The organism is Streptomyces sp. TG1A-60 (genome assembly GCF_037201975.1).
Lineage (GTDB): Bacteria > Actinomycetota > Actinomycetes > Streptomycetales > Streptomycetaceae > Streptomyces.
Map to the genome: position 1 here is coordinate 5,892,199 of NZ_CP147520.1, position 17,215 is coordinate 5,909,413.

The following is a 17,215-nucleotide window of genomic DNA, read 5'->3' on the forward strand; positions in this document are numbered from 1 at the left end:
CGGAGGGCGATCCGGTGTGCGTTCCGTGGACTCCTCCCACCGGAACTGGTATCAGTTCCCTACCTCCATCGAACTGATGGACCGTCAGAGAACTTGCTGGAGAAGCGAACTGGCTCCGGGAGGCAGTCGGCATGACCGAACTCGTGGAACACGGACAGCTGTTCATCGGCGGGGAGTTGACCGACCCCCTGGGCACGGACGTCATCGAGGTGGTCTCGCCGCACACGGAGGAGGTCATCGGCCGCGTCCCCCACGCCTCACGGGCGGACGTCGACCGGGCCGTGGCCGCCGCGCGGAAGGCATTCGACGAGGGGCCCTGGCCCCGGATGACCCTCGCCGAACGCATCGAGGTCGTCGCACGGATCAAGGACGCCTTCGCCGTCCGGCACGAGGAGTTCGCCCGGGTCATCAGCTCCGAGAACGGCACCCCGTTCACCTCCAGCGTGATGGTGCAGTCGCTCGCCTCGATGATGGCGTGGGACGCGGCGATCACGACGGCGCGCGGATTCACGTACGAGGAACGACGGGACGGCGTGCTCGGCCGGATCCTGGTCCGGCGCGAGCCGGTCGGGGTCGTCGCGGCGATCGTCCCCTGGAACGTCCCGCAGTTCACCGCCGCCGCCAAACTCGGCCCGGCCCTCCTCGCGGGCTGCCCGGCGATCCTGAAGGTGTCGCCCGAGACCCCGCTCGACGCCTATCTGCTGGCGGAGATCGCGGTGGAGGCGGGACTGCCGGAGGGCGTGCTGTCGATCCTGCCGGCCGAACGCGAGGTCAGCGAGTACCTGGTCGGGCACCCGGGCGTCGACAAGGTCTCCTTCACCGGTTCCGTCGCCGCCGGCAAACGGGTCATGGAGGTCGCCGCCCGCAACCTCACCCGCGTCACCCTGGAACTGGGCGGCAAGTCGGCGGCCGTGATCCTGCCGGACGCGGACGCGCGCACCGCCGTCGAGGGCATCGCCCCCTTCGCCTGGATGATCAACGGCCAGGCGTGCGTCGCCCAGACCCGCATCCTCGTCCCGCGCTCCCGCTACGACGAGTTCGCCGAGGCCTTCGCGGCAGCCGCCTCCGCGCTGAAGGTCGGCGACCCCCTCGACCCGGCCACCGAACTCGGCCCGCTCGTCGCCCGGCGCCAGCGGCGCCGCAGCCTCGACTACATACGGATCGGCCAGGAGGAGGGCGCCAAGATCCTCACCGGCGGCGGCCGTCCCGCCGGCCTCGACCGTGGCTGGTACGTCGAGGCGACCCTTTTCGGCGACGTCGACAACTCCATGCGCATCGCCCGCGAGGAGATCTTCGGCCCGGTGATCTGCCTTCTCCCGTACGGCGACGAGGCCGAGGCCGTACGGATCGCCAACGACTCCGAGTACGGCCTCAGCGGCAGCGTCTGGACCGCCGACGACGAACGCGGCGTCGACATCGCCCGCCAGGTCCGCACCGGCACCTACTCCGTCAACACCTTCAGCCTCGACATGCTCGGCCCCTTCGGCGGTTACAAGAACTCCGGCCTGGGGCGGGAGTTCGGCCCCGAGGGCTACGGCGAGTACCTGGAGCACAAGATGATCCACCTCCCGGCCGGCTACGAGCCGCCCGCCGCCACAGCCGACGGCGCCGGACGGGGGTGACGGGTGATGGGTGACCGCTGGCACGTGGAGGTCGACCGTTCCCTCTGCATCGGCTCCGCCCAGTGCGCACACCTCGCACCCGGCGCCTTCGGCCTCGACTCCGCCATGCAGTCCCACCCCGCCGCCCCCGACACCGACGCCGACGAACGCCTCCTGAAGGCGGCGGAGGGCTGCCCGGTGGAGGCGATCACGATCACCCTGGCGGCGAGCGGGGAGCCGGTGTTCCCGCCGGAGGAGTAGTCGCCCACCTCCCGCACCCCCACTCATGTCCGCTATCGCCTGAGAAAATCCCTTGAGGGGGTTGCGTTACCGTATGAGAGTTATATCGTAGATATCAGCCTACGAGGCGAGTGAGGGAGTCGACCGGAGTAGCCGACATTGGCGAGACACGCAGAGCCGCCGGTGCCGACGTCGACGGTCGGGCTGAGAGGCCGGAAGGTCGCAGGACAGGACTGGAAGGCGACCCCCAGCACCTGATCCGGGTAATGCCGGCGCAGGGAACCCGTCTCGTAGGTCTTTTCGCGCGCCAGGGCCCCCGTGGGGCCCTATTTCTGTCGGCTCGGTGCCGTCAGGTCGATCAGGCGGCACACCGTCTCGATGTCGATCTTCACCTGGGCGATGGAGGCGCGCCCTGAGAGCCAGGTGATGAGGGCCGAGTGCCAGGTGTGCTCGATGACGCGGACGGCCGACAACTGCTCGGGGCTCGGGTCCTCCAGGCCCATGGCGTCGAGGATGATCGCGGTGGTCTGGTGGGAGACCTGGTCGACCTCGGGGCTGACGCTGCGGTCGGCGAAGGTGAGGGCGCGGACCATGGCGTCGGCGAGGTGGGGCTCGCGCTGAAGGGCGCGGAAGGCGCGCATCAGGGTCTCGGCGACGCGCTCGGCCGCCGTCTCGCCGGTCGGCGGCTTCCTGCGGAGCGTGCCGTGCATGTGCTCCAGCTGGGCCTGCATGGTGGCGACGAGCAGGTGGATCTTGGAGGGGAAGTAGCGGTAGAGCGTGCCGAGGGCGACCTGGGAGGACTCGGCGACCTCGCGCATCTGTACGGCGTCGAAACCGCCCCGGCTGGCCAGCTGGGCGCTCGCGTGCAGGATGCGGCGCCGGCGGGCTTCCTGCCGCTCGGTGAGGGGCGGTGCGTCCGGCCGCGCGGTACCGGCTTCCACCTTGACTTCCGCAGGCATGGGTCTCGTTCCGTGACAGTCGTGACGTTCGGTGAGGGTATGCGATCAAATAGCATGCCAGGGCGGGTGCCGTGGCGTGAATCACCCGCTCCGCCTCTCACAGCGGTTCTACCAGCCGGTAGATTCAAAGCCTCTTGAACGATCAACTCTGAAACTTGTTCTAGATTACCGTCTCGTCGTAATCTCGCGGGAAATCGCAGTGAGAAGGGGGCCAGGAGTGACCGCTGAGGCCAGTCAGGCGGGGTCTCGGCATGACCTCGCCGCGGACGGCGAGCGACCGCTCACCATCGCGCTCCTCACCTATAAAGGGAACCCGTTCTGCGGGGGCCAGGGCGTGTACGTACGGCACCTCTCGCGTGAGCTGGCCCGCCTCGGCCACCGGGTCGACGTGATCGGCTCCCAGCCGTACCCGGTGCTCGACGACGGCCACGACGACCGGCTCACCCTCACCGAACTGCCCAGCCTCGACCTCTACCGGCAGCCCGACCCGTTCCGCACTCCGAAGCGGGACGAGTACCGCGACTGGATCGACGCCCTCGAAGTGGCGACGATGTGGACCGGTGGTTTCCCCGAACCCCTGACCTTCTCCCTCCGCGCCCGCCGCCATCTGCGCACCCGGCGCGGGGAGTTCGACGTCGTTCACGACAACCAGACGCTCGGCTACGGACTGCTGGGGGACGTCGGCGCGCCGCTCGTCACCACCATCCACCACCCCATCACCGTCGACCGGCGGCTGGAGCTGGACGCGGCCGAGGGCCGACGGCGGCGGATGTCCGTACGCCGCTGGTACGCCTTCACGCGCATGCAGAAGCGGGTCGCGCGCCGGCTGCCGTCCGTGCTCACCGTCTCCGGCACCTCCCGCCAGGAGATCATCGACCACCTCGGCGTCCCCGACGACCGTATGCACGTCGTGCACATAGGCGCCGACACCGACCTCTTCTCGCCGGATCCCGCCGTGGCCCGGGTGCCCGGCCGGATCGTCACCACCTCCAGCGCGGATGTGCCGCTCAAGGGGCTCGTCTTCCTCGTCGAGGCGCTCGCGAAGGTGCGCACCGAGCACCCCGCCGCCCATCTGGTCGTCGTCGGCAAGCGGCCCGCCGAGGGCCCGGTCGCCCAGGCCGTCGAGCGGTACGGCATCGAAGGCGCCGTCGAGTTCGTCAAGGGCATCTCGGACGTGGAGCTGGTCGACCTGGTCCGCTCGGCCGAGGTCGCCTGCGTGCCCTCGCTGTACGAGGGGTTCTCACTGCCCGCCGCCGAGGCCATGGCCACCGGTACGCCGCTGGTCGCCACCACCGGCGGGGCCGTACCGGAGGTCGCCGGGCCCGACGGCGAGACCTGCCTCGCGGTGCCCCCGGGCGACCCGGGCGCCCTGGCCGCCGGGCTGAGCCGGCTCCTCGGCGACCCGGACCTCCGGCAGCGGCTCGGTCGCGCGGGACGCGAGCGGGTGCTTGAGCGGTTCACCTGGGCCAGGGCCGCCGAGGGCACGGTGGCCCACTACCGCGAGGCGATCGCCCGCGCGGAGAGGCGCCCCGCGGCCGTACCGGTGACCGCCCCCGCTGTCGAAGAAGTAGCTGAAGCCAACCGCGAAAGCGCCAACCGCGAAAGCAGGGCCACGTGCTGACCGTCGACTTCTCCCGCTTCCCGCTCGCCCCGGGGGACCGGGTCCTGGATCTCGGCTGTGGAGCGGGCCGGCACGCCTTCGAGTGCTACCGGCGCGGCGCCCGGGTCGTGGCCCTCGACCAGAACGGCGAGGAGATCCGCGAGGTCGCCAAGTGGTTCGCGGCGATGAAGGAGGCCGGGGAGGCCCCCGAGGGCGCGACCGCCACCGCGATGGAGGGCGACGCCCTCGCGCTGCCCTTCCCCGACGAGTCCTTCGACGTCGTCATCATCTCCGAGGTGATGGAGCACATCCCCGACGACAAGGGCGTACTCGCCGAGATGGTCCGGGTGTTGAAGCCCGGCGGCCGGATAGCCGTCACCGTCCCGCGCCACGGCCCCGAGAAGGTCTGCTGGGCCCTCTCCGACGCGTACCACGAGGTCGAGGGCGGCCACATCCGCATCTACAAGGCGGACGAACTCCTGGCCAGGATGCGCGAGGCGGGCCTCAAGCCGTACGGCACCCACCACGCCCACGCCCTGCACTCCCCGTACTGGTGGCTGAAGTGCGCGTTCGGCGTCGACAACGACAAGGCGCTGCCGGTGCGGGCGTACCACAAGCTGCTGGTCTGGGACATCATGAAGAAGCCCCTCGCCACCCGGGTCGCCGAGCAGGCGCTCAACCCCCTGATCGGCAAGAGTTTCGTGGCGTACGCGACCAAGCCGCACCTCCCGCGTCTCCCCGAGGACGAAGCGCAGCCCGGTGCCGGTGCCGGTGCCGAGGCCGGGGTGGCCGCCAAGTGACCACTCCCCGGACAGAACACCTCGTCCTGCCCGGGGTCCTCACCCCCGAGCAGGCCGCCGCCACCGTGCGCGGGATCCTCGCGGTGCAGCGCGCGGACGGTGCCATCCCGTGGTTCCGCGGGCACCACCTCGACCCGTGGGACCACACCGAGGCGGCGATGGCCCTGGACGCGGCCGGTGAGCACGAGGCCGCCGGGCGCGCCTACGAGTGGCTGCGCCGGCACCAGAACGAGGACGGTTCCTGGTACGCCGCGTACGCCGACGGGGACGCCGCCGACGTCACCGACCGGGGCCGCGAGACCAACTTCGTCGCCTACGTGGCCGTCGGCGTCTGGCACCACTACCTGGCCACCGGCGACGACCCGTTCCTGGACCGTATGTGGCCGGCCGTCTACGCGGCCGTGGAGTTCGTGCTGCGGCTCCAGCAGCCCGGCGGCCAGATCGGCTGGAAGCGCGAGGACGACGGCACGCCGGTGAACGACGCCCTGCTGACGGGCAGTTCGTCGATCCATCACGCGCTGCGCTGCGCGCTCGCCATCGCCGAGCAGCATGAAGAGCCGCAGCCCGACTGGGAGTTGGCGGTCGGCGCGCTGCGGCACGCGATCCGCCGGCACCCCGAGCGGTTCCTCGACAAGGACCGCTACTCGATGGACTGGTACTACCCCGTGCTCGGCGGCGCGCTCACCGGAGCCGAGGCCAAGTCCCGTATCGAGGACGGCTGGGACCGTTTCGTCGTGCCCGGCTCCGGGGTCCGCTGCGTGGTCCCCAACCCGTGGGTGACCGGCGGCGAGTCGGCCGAACTGGCCCTGGCCCTGTGGGTGATGGGCGAGTCCGACCGGGCCCTGGAGATCCTCCAGTCCATCCAGCACCTGCGCGACCCCGACTCGGGCCTGTACTGGACGGGTTACGTCTTCGAGGACCAGGTCGTCTGGCCCGAGGAACTGACCTCCTGGACGGCGGGATCCCTGTTGCTGGCCGTGGCCGCCCTGGGCGGCGACGAGGCCACCTGCGCGGTCTTCGGCGGGGAGCGCCTGCCGCGCGGGCTCGACGACTTCGACGACTCGGAGTGCTGCTGAGGGCGGGTTACGCCTCGCAAGGGGCACGGGGAAGCGCGACCAGCCCCGCGCGACCCGCGCCCGTCCACAAGCCCGACCTCGCGAGTCCCGACGCGGTTCGGCCGACGCGGCGGAGCCCTCAGCGCCGCTGCATCCGGTTCGCGACGGCGTGCCCCACGAACAGGTAGACGACGGCGGCCAGGCCATAGCCGGCCACGACCCGGGCCCACTGCTCGTCGAAGGTGAACAGGTCGTGGGACCAGCCGGCGAGCCAGCGGGCCGCGTCATGGATGAACTGCACGAAGTCGTTCGTGCTGTTCGCGTCCAGCAGATACATCAGGATCCACAGGACGATGACGAAGGCCATGACGTCGGCGATGATCGCTATGACCCGGCCCGCCTGGTTGGAGCCGCTAGATCGAGACATGGTGGACGAGTTGCCCGCCTCCCTTGGATGAAACCTATGAAGGGTCAGGAGTTGAGCTCCGCCAGCACCCGCAGCGTGTGCGGATCCGGGGCGAGCACCAACAGGTCCGTCACCGGCCCCTTCCGCCACAACTCCAGCCGCTCCGCGATCCGTCGGCGCGGCCCGACCAGCGAGATCTCGTCCGCGAAGGCGTCCGGCACGGCGAGTACGGCCTCCTCGCGCCGCCCGTCGAGGAAGAGCCGCTGGATCCGCCGGGCCTCCTCCTCGTATCCCATGCGGGCCATCAGATCGGCGTGGAAGTTGCGCTTGGCGTGCCCCATCCCGCCGATGTAGAAGCCGAGCACGGCCTTCACGGGCAACAGCCCCTCGGCGACGTCGTCGCAGACCTTCGCGCGGGCCATGGGCGCGATCAGGAAGCCGTCGGGCGCGTCGGCCAGCGACGCTTCGTAGACGTCCGTCCGCGTCGGCGACCAGTACAACGGCAGCCAGCCGTCCGCGATCCGGGTCGTCTGCGCGATGTTCTTCGGTCCCTCGGCACCGAGCAGGACGGGCAGGTCGGCGCGGAGGGGGTGGGTGACGGACTTCAGCGCCTTGCCGACGCCGGTGCCGTCCGGCCCGTCGTAGGGGAGGCGGTGGAAGCGGCCGTCCAGCTCGACCGGGCCCTCGCGCCCGAGGACTTGGCGTACGACGTCGACGTACTCCCTGGTCGCGGTCAGCGGGGACCTCGGGAACGGCCGCCCGTACCAGCCCTCGACGACCTGCGGCCCGGAGAGCCCGAGACCGAGGAGGGCGCGTCCGCCGGAGAGGTGGTCCAGGGTGAGGGCGTGCATCGCGGTGGTGGTGGGCGACCGGGCGGCCATCTGGGCGATCGCCGTGCCCAGCTTGATCCTTGAGGTGTGCGCCGCGATCCAGGTGAGAGGGGTGAAGGCGTCCGAGCCCCAGGACTCGGCGGTCCACACCGAGTCGTAGCCGAGCCGCTCCGCCTCCCGCGCGAGCGGGACGTGGTCCGCCGAGGGGCCGCGTCCCCAGTAACCGAGTGCCAGACCGAGCCGCATACGCCTGCCTCCTGACGGTACGTCAGCTCTACGAACGGGAGGCGACTGTACGACAACGGCCCCCCGCGCGGAAGAGCGGGGGGCCGTTCGTACGGGGTGGGCTCTGATCAGCCGCGCTGGATGCCGCTGGTGTCCTGCAGGACGCCGCGACGGCCGTCCTGGGTCTGGGCGACCAGGTTGGGGCCGCGCTGCTCGACCGCCAGGTACCAGGTGCCCGGCGCCAGTTCGGCGATCGGTGACTGCGAACCGTCCTCCGCGAACAGCGGACGCGCCACCGGCACCGCGAACCAGAACGGCGAGAAGTCACTGGCCGGCGGCTGCGGCGCCGCGGCCTGCTGCGAAGCACCGAACGGCGCACCCGGCCCCGGCTGCCCCGGCCCCGGCTGCCCCGGCTGCGGCTGCCCCGGCTGCGGCTGGCCCGGAGCGAAGGGGGCCTGGGCACCGGCGCCCGGGTAGCCGTAACCACCGGGCGGCTGCGCACCGTACGGCTGCGGCGCGGCCGGACGCGGGGCACCGACGAGGGAGGCCTTGAGGGCGGGGACGAGCGGAGTGGCGACGGCGGCGGCGGCCATGACCAGGGTGGCGATGAGGGCGAGGATGAGGCCCATGCCCGCGTCGGTGCTGCTGGCGCCCGTGCTGCCGAGGTTGTCAACGCCGCCGGTCGGGTCGAAGACGTTGCCCAGCGCACTCCACGCGGCGAAGATCGTGAAGGCGATGCCGAAGTGGCCGAGGTCGATACCGGCGATCTTGGGTGACTGCGGCAGTCCTCTGGCGATGACGATGAACGCGGCACCGAACAGCCCCGCCAGGACGACGCTGAGCAGCACCGGGCCGCTCTCCCAGAGGTTCGGGAAGTCGAAGCTGTCGGGAGCCTCGTCGACGGAGTAGTTGTCGAGGAACGACGCGATGAACAGCAATACCGCTGCTCCGATCACGACGCCGTCGCCTCTGGTGAGGGAGCGGATATTCACTTCAGGTCCTTCGTCAGTCGTCTCGTCATCGGTGGAGGCGTCGCCGTCACCATGTCGCCGTCAGGCCGCGGTGGGAAGCGCGGGAGGTGGCCCCTCATCGTAGGGACGACCATATCGTCCGACCGATGTGGCTGTCCGCCGGGATCAACTCGCTGATCACGACCCGCCCCCTACCCTCGCAGGAAACCCACGATTCCCTCGGAGTTTCCCGGCCGCCGCATTCCGCCGCCAGGCACCGCTGGTCAACGGTGCCGCGTCATGGATATCGCGCATCCCGGCGCACACGAGGAACACGGCGGGAACCGTTGACAGATCGAGACCGCCCGAACGTCATTGCGTCGTCCTGCGGGTAAGGGTCGCAAGCGGTCGAAGTTCCCCGAAGAGGGGAGTTGTTCAGTTCTGCAGGAAGCCCGTGATGCCGTCCGAGATTCCCTCGGCCGCTTTCTGCCGCCACGCGCCGCTGGTGAGGAGGGCCGCGTCCTTGCTGTCGCGCATGTTGCCGCACTCGATGAACACCTTGGGGACGGTCGACAGATTGAGGCCGCCGAGGTCCTTGCGGGTGACGAGGCCGGTGCCGTCGCCGACGTAGTTGGAGGGCGCGCTGCCGGTGGCGCGGACGAAGTTGCCGGCGATCCGCTCGCCGAGTTCGCGGGAGGGCGCGACGATGGGGCGGGTGTCGGCGGCGCCGTCGTTCACCGAACCCGGCAGGATCATGTGGAAGCCGCGATTGCCGGCGCCCGAGCCGTCCGCGTGGATCGAGACCACCGCGTCCGCCTTCGCCTCGTTGCCGATCCGCGCCCGCTCGTCGATGCACGGGCCCCAGTCCCGGTCCCCGTCCTGCGTGAACTCGACCGTGGCACCCTGCTGTTCGAGGAGTGTCCGCAGCCTGCGTGACACGTCCAGCGTGAACTTGGCTTCCGGATAACCGTCGTTGGTGGCCGTCCCCGTCGTGTCGCACTCCTTCGAGCCCGTCCCGATGTCCACCTTGCGGTTGATCTCGGTGGTGTGCCGGAAGTTGCCGGGGTTGTGCCCCGGGTCGATGACGACGACCTTCCCCTTGAGCGGGCCGGTGGCGGCGGGCGCGGAGGAGGAGCCGGAGGGACTCGCTTCCCTGCCGTCGCCGGACGCGGCCGGTTCACCGGACGGAGGGGGAGTGGTCGCGGACCGGGTCTGCGGGACCGCCGCGCTGTCCGGCCCGGCGTCCCCGCCCCCGGAATCCCCGACGGCCTGCCACACCCCCCACCCGGCCACCGCCCCCACAGTGACCGCGGCCAACGCCACGGCGAGCGGACGGCGAAGGGCGGAACGGCGGGACTGGGGCGGATCGAAGTCCGGTCCTACGTACGACACGCCTGCCACCTTACGGGGCGGGCCGGGCGGTGGCGGGCCGCCCCCGCCCGGCGGCACGGCCGGAGTTTCGTACTCCTCCCCGACACGCGGGACGCGCACGGCGAACCGGACCGGCCAGTGCCGCGACGGGGCGAACGCCGCCTGCCGCGGCACCGGCCGAGAGCCCGTGTACGTCCAGGCCCTTCGGGCGGATGACGCCTTCCGGCCGGCACACCGATAGCACGCACCGGACGCCGCTCCTTCACGGGCGAACGTCGCCTGTCGCGGCACTAGCGTCTCGGACCCGCGAGGGCGTAGGCCGCGGTGCCGGTGACCGCGAGGGCCAGGGCCGTCCAGGTGGCCGTCGTGGTGCCGGGCGGCAGCAGCATCCAGGTCGCCGCCTGCATCGGCACACTCGTCGGGGGCGGGGCGAGGACCGAGAACGACAGCCAGGCGATGGGCGGGGTCCACGCGTACCGCGCCCCGCACACCACCGCTCCGAGGGCGACGAGACCCATCAGCCCCGCGCTGTCGCGGACGACGAACGCGGTGGTGGCCAGGTCCGCGCCCATCGTCTGCGCCGCGAGGAGCACGGCGCCGACGACCGCGCCGATGAGCAGCACGTGTGCCGCCCTGCGGGGCCGCCAGCGCATCGCGGCCGTGCGGTCCAGCGCGAGGTCCTGCCCACCGAGCCCGGTCGATGCCGCCGTCACTCCCGCGACGAGGACGAACACGGGCACCTTCGGATCGGCCGGTCCCCCGCCGCCGTCCCGGGCGATTGCCCACACCGCCACGGCACTGAGCACCACCGCGACGAGCGAGGCGGGCACCTGTCGGGAGCGCGCGTACAGGGTCAGCCATCTCACCGGGACGTACCGCCGTCCAGCATGCCGAGCGGGTCGCCGTCGCAGGAGACGGCGGCGGCGTGCGCCGCCTTGACACGCGCGACCTGTTCGGACCGCGGCAGCGCCTTGAGTTCCGTCCACACGGGGCGGGCCGCCTCAAGCTGGTCGCTCGACGAGTACATGGTGCCGCCGAACGGCTTGAGGTCCCCGAGGAACCAGCTCGCCGCGACGGTCTGCGCGGCGAGTTCCCGGAGCGTGCCGCTCTCGTTGGCGCTGCGGGCGAAGCAGATCGGCGCCACGCCCTGGGCGAGCAGGGCCCGGGTCAGCTCCTCGCCCTCCGCGTCGGCGATCACGCTGTCGTCGAAGTCGACGAGCACGGCCGTGCGGGACCGTTCCGGCGGGTCGAGGATCCCCCGCAGGCCGGTCGGCCACAGGAAGATCAGCAGGCAGCGGGTCCACAAGGCCATGGACGTCCACTGGGCCGTCCACTGCGCGGTGCCCCTCGACCACGATCCGGGAACCAGATACAGGAACGCCACCGAGGCCGCCAGGAGCACGACGGACGCCCACGGCGCGACGGAGCGCCTCGACTCGATGCGCAGGACACGGACGTTCACCAGGTGCCCCTTGCCTGCTCGGGGTTGAGCAGCAGCGCCGAGTAGCCGCGCTCCAGCGGGCTGTCGCCCACGTGCTCGGGTCCGCCCGCCGCGGCCAGCCCGTCCGGGGTGCCCTGGAAGACCAGCCGGCCCTCGGCGAAGAGCACCACGTCGGTGCAGGCGGCGGCGACGGTCCTCCACCAGATGGGTCGAGACGACCACACAGGTGTCCGTGCCCAGCTCCTGCAACAGCTCACGGAAGCGCAGCCGTTGGGCCGGGTCCAGCCCGACCGTCGGCTCGTCGAGGAGCAGGATCGCCGGGTCGTTGACGATGGCCTGCGCGATCCCGACGCGCCGCACCATGCCGCCCGAGAGCGCCTTCATCCGCTCGTCGGCGCGGTCCGCGAGGCCGACCCGCTCGACCGCCCGCTGCACCGCCGCGGGGATGTCCGCCTTGGGAACCTCCTTCAGCCACGCCATGTACTCGACGAACTCGCGCACCGTGAAGCGCTTGTAGTAGCCGAACTCCTGCGGCAGATAGCCGATCCGGCGGCGCAACGCCCGGTGTTCGCCCAGGCCTCCCGCGGACTCGCCGAGCAGTTCCAGGGTGCCCCCGGCGGGGCGCAGCACCGTGGCCAGCGCCCGGATGAGGGTGGTCTTTCCGGCCCCGTTGGGTCCGAGCAGGCCGTGCACGCCGGTGCCCAGCGACAGGTCGAGCCCGTCGACGGCCATCCGTTTCCGACCGACCCTGACCTTCAGCCCCGTGGCCCGGATCTCCCAGGCGTAGGGCGTCGGCGCGAGGTCGGCCGCGCTCACCGCGGACATCACGTCATGTTCCTTCCCGTTGGTCATCGATGGGCTCCCAGCACGGCGTACGCGCCCCTGCGGGCGATCACGACACCGATGCCGAGGGTGAGAACCAGCCCCCACACGGGCAGACCGTCCGTCTGCAGGGCGAAGGGCGTACGGCTGGTGGCCAGGGTCGGCGCCACGACCACGGCGGTCCACACCGCGACCAGCGCGACGGCGGCACGGGTCACGCCGACGACTCCGCCGAGCGCCAGGGTCGTCGAGGTGAACGCCAGACAGGGAAGCAGCCACTGCGCGGCCGTCACCCCCGTCACCCATCCGCCCGCCAGCAGCGCGGGGACGACGACGGCGAGCACGGACGCGGTGCGCCGCAGGACCAGGGGAAGCCCGGCCCTGGGCACGGAGGCCGTCAGCTCGTACGCCGGGTCCAGGCCGCGCGCCCACGACGCCGCGACGCCGAGCACGGGCAGGACGGGGGCGACGCCGGGCCCGAGCGGCAGGTTTTCCCCTCGCTGTGATCCCCGTCACTCTAGGGGGTGCGGCTCAGACCCCGGTTCCCGTCCGCCGCAACACCCGCAGCGAGTCCGTCGCCGACACCTCCGTGAAGGCGCCGGAGGCGAGGGCGCGGAGGTGGACGCGGTACGGGGCCTGGCCGGTGAACTCGTCTTCGGGCTCGGGGAACACGTCGTGGATGACGAGCAGGCCGCCGGGGGCGATGTGCGGGGCCCAGCACTCGTAGTCGGCGGTGGCGTGCTCGTCGGTGTGGCCGCCGTCGACGAAGACGAGGCCGAGCGGGCTGCCCCAGAAGGCGGCGACCTGCGGGGAACGGCCGACGATCGCGACGACGTGGTCCTCCAGGCCGGCCCTGTGGAGGGTGCGGCGGAAGGTGGGCAGCGTGTCCATACGGCCCACCTCGGGGTCCACGGTGGACGCGTCGTGGTACTCCCAGCCCGGCTGCTGCTCCTCGCTGCCCCGGTGGTGGTCGACCGTGACCGCCGTGACCCCGGCCTCCCGGGCCGCGTCCGCCAGCAGGATCGTGGACCGCCCGCAGTACGTTCCGACCTCCAGCAGCGGCAGCCCGAGCCGTCCCGCCTCCACCGCCGCCGCGTACAGCGCCAGCCCCTCACCCACGGGCATGAAGCCCTTGGCCGACTCGAATGCCGCGAAGACCTCCGGCCCGGGGGCCGGGGGAGGGCCGGGGTGGGCGCCGCGGACATGGGGTCCTCCGTGATGTCGTACGCGCTGACGGACGCCGCACGGGACCACACGCCCGTACGGCACTGGGGGCGCCCCATGCTGCCATGCGGGCGAACGGCGGGGGACCGGCGGGACGGGTGGGCGGCGAGGAGTGGGCGAGGCCGATGACCGTGCCTGCCTGCCTGCCTTCTGTCTGTCTGCCTGCCTGCCTGACGAAAACCTGACCAGCTCATGGGGAAGTGACACAGCGTCAGGCGGCAGCCTTCACAAGTGCACGCGGCTCGGCTATACAGAGGGGCGCCGGACTGGAACGCGTTCTAGGCGGGCGGGTTCCGGGTCCCCGTGACGGCCTCGGTGCGACCGCTGGTGCGGACGGTCGTGCCGAGGTTCTCCACGCAACCGTCTGACGTGTCGTGAGACAGGAGTCCCATGCCCATCGACGCAGCCGAGGCCCTCGCGGCCGAGCCCCGTTCCGCCGAGATCGCGTGGACCCGTAAGGACGTCCTGCTCTACCACCTCGGTATCGGCGCCGGCGTCCCCGCGACCGACCCCGACGAGTTGCGCTACACCCTGGAGTCCCGGCTGCACGTCCTGCCGAGCTTCGCCACCGTCGCGGGCGCGGGCTCACCGGACGTCATCGGCGGCCTGGACGTACCCGGTGTGGACGTCGACCTCTCCATGGTCCTGCACGGCGGCCAGCGCGTCGAGCTGCGCCGGCCGATCCCGGTCGAGGGCCGGGCGACCGCGACCTCGCGGGTGGCGGCGGTGTACGACAAGGGCAAGGCGGCCGTCCTCGTGATGCGGACCGAGGTGGCCGACGCCGAGGGCCCGTTGTGGGTGAACGAGGCGCAGATCTTCGTACGGGGAGAGGGCGGTTGGGGCGGAGAGCGCGGGCCGTCCGCCCGGCGGGAAGCACCGGCCACCGCACCCGACAAGGAGGTGGAGCGGGCCGTCCGAGAGGACCAGGCGCTGCTCTACCGGCTGTCCGGCGACTGGAACCCGTTGCACGCGGACCCGGAGTTCGCCGGGCGCGCCGGGTTCGACCGGCCGATCCTGCACGGGCTGTGCACGTACGGGATGACGTTGAAGGCCGTGGTGGACACGGTGCTCGGCGGGGACGTGGGCCGCGTCCGCTCGTACGGCACACGCTTCGCGGGAGTCGTGTTCCCGGGCGAGACCCTCCGCGTCCGGATGTGGCGGCCGGAGGACGGCTCGGTGCGGGTGACGGTGACGGCCGTCGAGCGGGACGACGCGCCGGTGCTGGCGGACACCCTCGTCGAGCACGAATGAGCGGAGGAAGCGTGCGGACGAGACGAAGCGCGCGGACGAAGCGCGCGGACGAAGCAGGCGGACGAAGCAGGCGGACGAACGAGCAGCGATGAGCAGCGAATGAGCAGCTCAGCACAACGGTAGGTCAGGGACTCCTGCACAGGTCCTGACAGGTACTCCTGAGGGGAGCCGCACCATGCGCGCAGCCGTACTGCACGAGATCGGCCAGGACAAGCTCGATGTGCTCGACGACGTCGAGGCGGTGGGCTTCGGGCCGGGCAGGGTGAGGATCCGGGTGCGGGCCACGGGGCTGTGCCACTCGGACCTGTCCGCGATGGCCGGGGTGCTGCCCCAGCCCGGACCCTTCGTCCCCGGGCACGAGGGAGCCGGTGAGATAGTCGAAGTCGGGGAGGGCGTACGGGACGTGAAGCCCGGTGACCGCGTCGTCGTGTGCTGGCTCCCGGCCTGTGGCACCTGCCCGTCCTGCAAGCGCGGCCAGACCCAGTTGTGCCTGGCCGGTTTCCTGAACGCCGGTACGCCCAACTTCAAGCGGCCCGCCGGGGACGTCTTCGGCTTCGCGGGCACCGGCACCTTCGCCGAGGAGGTCGTCGTCGACGCCGGCTGCGCGGTGCCGATCCCGGACGACGTGCCCTTCGACATCGCGGCCCTCATCGGGTGCGGCGTCACCACCGGGCTCGGCGCGGCCCTCAACACCGCCGATGTGGAGGCCGGTTCGTCGGTCGCCGTCATCGGCTGCGGAGGCGTCGGCGTCTCGGCGATCCAGGGTGCCCGGCTCAAGGGCGCCGCCGAGATCGTCGCCGTCGACCCGGTGGCCTCGCGTCGTGAGGCGGCGCTCAGGTTCGGTGCCACGCAAGCGGTTCCGCCGCAGGAGCTGGCCGACGTCAAGCAGGCCCTCACCGGCGGCGAGGGCTTCGACTACGTCTTCGAGGTCGTCGGCCGCTCGACCACCGCGCGCACCGCGTACGAGACCACCCGGCGCGGCGGCACGCTGGTCGTCGTCGGCGCGGGCGCGATGGACGACTTCCTCCAGCTCAGCATGTTCGAGCTGTTCTTCGACGAGAAGCGGATCCTGCCCTCCCTGTACGGCGGCGGAGACGTCCTGCGTTCCTACGAGCGGGCCATCGCCCTCTGGCGGGCCGGCCGCATCGACCTCGCGGGCCTGATCACCCACCGGGTACCCCTCAGCGACATCAACGAGGCGCTGGACCAGATGCGGACGGGCGCGGCCCTCCGCACCTGCATCGAGATCTGACCGCCGGCGCCAGAACGAGCGGATCCACGTACGGACCACGAACGGGTCGACGTGCGGCTCCTCGTACGGGTCGACGTGCGGTGTCATGAGTAAATCGGCTTGAGGTGAAGGGACTCGGCGGTGTCACTGCCCCTTGAAGGACTGTCCGCGATCGTCACCGGCGCCGGGCGCGGGCTCGGCCGGGCCGAGGCGCTGGAGCTGGCCCGCCTGGGCGCGGCGGTGGTCGTCAACGACTACGGCCGGCCGGGACGGGACGGTTCCGGCGAGGTGTCCACCGGGCCCGCCGAGGAGGTCGCGGCGTCGATCCGCGCGGCGGGCGGTCGCGCGGTGGCCCATGTCGGGGACGTCTCCGACCACGAACAGGCCCGGGAGCTGGTCGAGTCGGCGGTCGCCGAGTTCGGCAGGCTGGACATCCTCGTCAACAACGCGGGCATCCTGCGCGACCGGATGGTCTTCTCCATGTCCGAGGAGGAGTGGGACTCGGTCATCCGGGTGCACCTCAAAGGGCACTTCAACACGACCCGGTTCGCCTCCGCGCACTGGCGCACGCGGGCGAAGTCGGGCGAGGGCGGGCCGGTCTACGGGCGCGTCGTGAACACCTCCTCCGAGGCCTTCCTCGCCGGGTCCGCCGGGCAGCCCAACTACGCCGCCGCCAAGGGCGGGATCGTCGGGCTGACCACCTCCACGGCCCTCGCGCTCGCCAAGTACGGCGTCACCGCGAACGTCATCTGCCCACGCGCCCGCACCCGGATGACCGAGGACGTCTTCGCGGGACTGCCGGGCGCGGCCGACACCGACGGCACCGGCCTCGACCCGCTCGCCCCCGAGCACGTCGCCCCCCTCGTGGGCTACCTGGCCTCACCCGCCGCCGCCCGGATCAACGGCCAGCTCTTCGTCGTACACGGCGGCATGGTCGTGATCGTCGAACGGCCCCGCGTACAGGCGAAGTTCGACACCAAGCAGGACGCGTTCACGTACGACGAACTGGACGGGTTGCTCACGCCGCACTACGTCGACCGACCGGAGGGGGAGACCTTCGCGGCGGCGGAGGTGCTGGGGCTGAGGCACGGGACGGCGTGAGGAACGCGGCGGCCCCGCCCGTCGATGACGCCGATGACGGGCGGGGCCGAATGCCGTGCCGGCTGTGCCGACCGTGCCGGCTGGTTCTGGCGTCGAATTGACGTTTCT

Annotated in this window: 16 protein-coding genes and 3 pseudogenes; 8 read left to right on the forward strand and 11 right to left on the reverse strand. The window is 71.7% G+C overall.

Annotated elements, in window-relative coordinates:
• Positions 1 to 131: 131 nt before the first annotated feature.
• On the forward strand, positions 132 to 1,622 hold the full coding sequence (locus WBG99_RS25510) for an aldehyde dehydrogenase (protein WP_338898532.1): 1,491 nt from the start codon (positions 132 to 134) through the stop codon (positions 1,620 to 1,622).
• 6 nt (positions 1,623 to 1,628) lie between these two features.
• Positions 1,629 to 1,862 carry a ferredoxin gene (locus WBG99_RS25515; RefSeq protein WP_338898533.1) on the forward strand — a complete coding sequence of 78 codons (234 nt, stop codon included), beginning with the start codon at positions 1,629 to 1,631 and terminating at the stop codon, positions 1,860 to 1,862.
• A gap of 305 nt (positions 1,863 to 2,167) precedes the next feature.
• On the opposite strand, the gene WBG99_RS25520 is transcribed toward WBG99_RS25515, so the two are convergent.
• Positions 2,168 to 2,800 (reverse strand): TetR family transcriptional regulator, encoded by a 633-nt coding sequence (locus WBG99_RS25520; RefSeq protein ID WP_338898534.1) that lies wholly within the window; start codon positions 2,798 to 2,800, stop codon positions 2,168 to 2,170.
• A gap of 217 nt (positions 2,801 to 3,017) precedes the next feature.
• On the opposite strand from WBG99_RS25520, the gene WBG99_RS25525 reads away from it, so the two are divergent.
• The 3 genes from WBG99_RS25525 to WBG99_RS25535 are packed head-to-tail and all read left to right on the forward strand — an operon-like array spanning position 3,018 to position 6,276.
• The gene (locus WBG99_RS25525; protein WP_338898535.1) at positions 3,018 to 4,421 is read left to right on the forward strand and encodes a glycosyltransferase family 4 protein; all 1,404 of its coding nucleotides are present in this window, start codon (positions 3,018 to 3,020) and stop codon (positions 4,419 to 4,421) included.
• A complete protein-coding gene (locus tag WBG99_RS25530) occupies positions 4,415 to 5,200 on the forward strand; it encodes a class I SAM-dependent methyltransferase (RefSeq protein WP_338898536.1) in 786 nt (261 codons plus the stop codon). Before WBG99_RS25525 ends, WBG99_RS25530 begins: the two co-directional genes overlap by 7 nt.
• Positions 5,197 to 6,276, forward strand: a complete 1,080-nt coding sequence (locus WBG99_RS25535; protein WP_338898537.1) for a prenyltransferase — start codon at positions 5,197 to 5,199, stop codon at positions 6,274 to 6,276. Before WBG99_RS25530 ends, WBG99_RS25535 begins: the two co-directional genes overlap by 4 nt.
• A gap of 118 nt (positions 6,277 to 6,394) precedes the next feature.
• On the opposite strand, the gene WBG99_RS25540 is transcribed toward WBG99_RS25535, so the two are convergent.
• The 10 genes and pseudogenes from WBG99_RS25540 to WBG99_RS25585 all read right to left on the reverse strand — a co-directional run bounded on the left by WBG99_RS25540 (position 6,395) and on the right by WBG99_RS25585 (position 13,425).
• On the reverse strand, positions 6,395 to 6,682 hold the full coding sequence (locus WBG99_RS25540) for a hypothetical protein (RefSeq protein WP_338898538.1): 288 nt from the start codon (positions 6,680 to 6,682) through the stop codon (positions 6,395 to 6,397).
• 44 nt (positions 6,683 to 6,726) lie between these two features.
• On the reverse strand, positions 6,727 to 7,737 hold the full coding sequence (locus tag WBG99_RS25545; RefSeq protein ID WP_338898539.1) for an LLM class F420-dependent oxidoreductase: 1,011 nt from the start codon (positions 7,735 to 7,737) through the stop codon (positions 6,727 to 6,729).
• A 107-nt stretch (positions 7,738 to 7,844) separates the two neighbouring features.
• Positions 7,845 to 8,708: a hypothetical protein gene (locus WBG99_RS25550; protein WP_338898540.1), complete on the reverse strand. Its 864-nt coding sequence runs from the start codon at positions 8,706 to 8,708 to the stop codon at positions 7,845 to 7,847.
• A gap of 170 nt (positions 8,709 to 8,878) precedes the next feature.
• Positions 8,879 to 9,032: pseudogene (locus tag WBG99_RS25555) on the reverse strand (N-acetylmuramoyl-L-alanine amidase); the annotation flags it as partial.
• A 69-nt stretch (positions 9,033 to 9,101) separates the two neighbouring features.
• A complete protein-coding gene (locus WBG99_RS25560; protein ID WP_338898541.1) occupies positions 9,102 to 10,058 on the reverse strand; it encodes an N-acetylmuramoyl-L-alanine amidase in 957 nt (318 codons plus the stop codon).
• Positions 10,059 to 10,327: 269 nt separating this feature from the next.
• A complete protein-coding gene (locus WBG99_RS25565; RefSeq protein ID WP_338898542.1) occupies positions 10,328 to 10,903 on the reverse strand; it encodes a hypothetical protein in 576 nt (191 codons plus the stop codon).
• Entirely contained in the window at positions 10,900 to 11,499 is a 600-nt protein-coding gene (locus WBG99_RS25570; RefSeq protein ID WP_338898543.1) for a hypothetical protein, read from the reverse strand. The genes WBG99_RS25565 and WBG99_RS25570 overlap by 4 nt, the downstream gene beginning before the upstream one ends.
• Positions 11,496 to 12,330, reverse strand: a pseudogene (locus WBG99_RS25575) (ABC transporter ATP-binding protein). Before WBG99_RS25575 ends, WBG99_RS25570 begins: the two are co-directional and overlap by 4 nt.
• Positions 12,327 to 12,770, reverse strand: a pseudogene (locus tag WBG99_RS25580) (zf-HC2 domain-containing protein); the annotation flags it as partial. The pseudogenes WBG99_RS25580 and WBG99_RS25575, both read right to left, overlap by 4 nt.
• A gap of 61 nt (positions 12,771 to 12,831) precedes the next feature.
• Positions 12,832 to 13,425 carry a class I SAM-dependent methyltransferase gene (locus tag WBG99_RS25585; RefSeq protein WP_338898544.1) on the reverse strand — a complete coding sequence of 198 codons (594 nt, stop codon included), beginning with the start codon at positions 13,423 to 13,425 and terminating at the stop codon, positions 12,832 to 12,834.
• Between the two features lie 489 nt (positions 13,426 to 13,914).
• Between WBG99_RS25585 and WBG99_RS25590 the strand changes: the two genes are divergently transcribed.
• The 3 genes from WBG99_RS25590 to WBG99_RS25600 all read left to right on the forward strand — a co-directional run bounded on the left by WBG99_RS25590 (position 13,915) and on the right by WBG99_RS25600 (position 17,107).
• Positions 13,915 to 14,775, forward strand: coding sequence for a MaoC/PaaZ C-terminal domain-containing protein (locus WBG99_RS25590; protein WP_338898545.1), 861 nt, complete (start codon positions 13,915 to 13,917; stop codon positions 14,773 to 14,775).
• 175 nt (positions 14,776 to 14,950) lie between these two features.
• On the forward strand, positions 14,951 to 16,027 hold the full coding sequence (locus tag WBG99_RS25595; RefSeq protein ID WP_338898546.1) for a Zn-dependent alcohol dehydrogenase: 1,077 nt from the start codon (positions 14,951 to 14,953) through the stop codon (positions 16,025 to 16,027).
• A gap of 120 nt (positions 16,028 to 16,147) precedes the next feature.
• Positions 16,148 to 17,107, forward strand: a complete 960-nt coding sequence (locus WBG99_RS25600) for a 3-oxoacyl-ACP reductase (RefSeq protein ID WP_338898548.1) — start codon at positions 16,148 to 16,150, stop codon at positions 17,105 to 17,107.
• Positions 17,108 to 17,215: the final 108 nt, after the last annotated feature.

What these genes read in the sequence shown, in the direction of transcription:
- WBG99_RS25510 (WP_338898532.1), top strand. Translation starts at nt 132, where the DNA reads ATGACCGAACTCGTGGAACACGGACAGCTGTTCATCGGCGGGGAGTTG.
- WBG99_RS25515 (WP_338898533.1), top strand. Translation starts at nt 1,629, where the DNA reads ATGGGTGACCGCTGGCACGTGGAGGTCGACCGTTCCCTCTGCATCGGC.
- WBG99_RS25520 (WP_338898534.1), bottom strand. Translation starts at nt 2,800, where the DNA reads ATGCCTGCGGAAGTCAAGGTGGAAGCCGGTACCGCGCGGCCGGACGCA.
- WBG99_RS25540 (WP_338898538.1), bottom strand. Translation starts at nt 6,682, where the DNA reads ATGTCTCGATCTAGCGGCTCCAACCAGGCGGGCCGGGTCATAGCGATC.
- WBG99_RS25545 (WP_338898539.1), bottom strand. Translation starts at nt 7,737, where the DNA reads ATGCGGCTCGGTCTGGCACTCGGTTACTGGGGACGCGGCCCCTCGGCG.
- WBG99_RS25585 (WP_338898544.1), bottom strand. Translation starts at nt 13,425, where the DNA reads ATGCCCGTGGGTGAGGGGCTGGCGCTGTACGCGGCGGCGGTGGAGGCG.
- WBG99_RS25590 (WP_338898545.1), top strand. Translation starts at nt 13,915, where the DNA reads ATGCCCATCGACGCAGCCGAGGCCCTCGCGGCCGAGCCCCGTTCCGCC.
- WBG99_RS25595 (WP_338898546.1), top strand. Translation starts at nt 14,951, where the DNA reads ATGCGCGCAGCCGTACTGCACGAGATCGGCCAGGACAAGCTCGATGTG.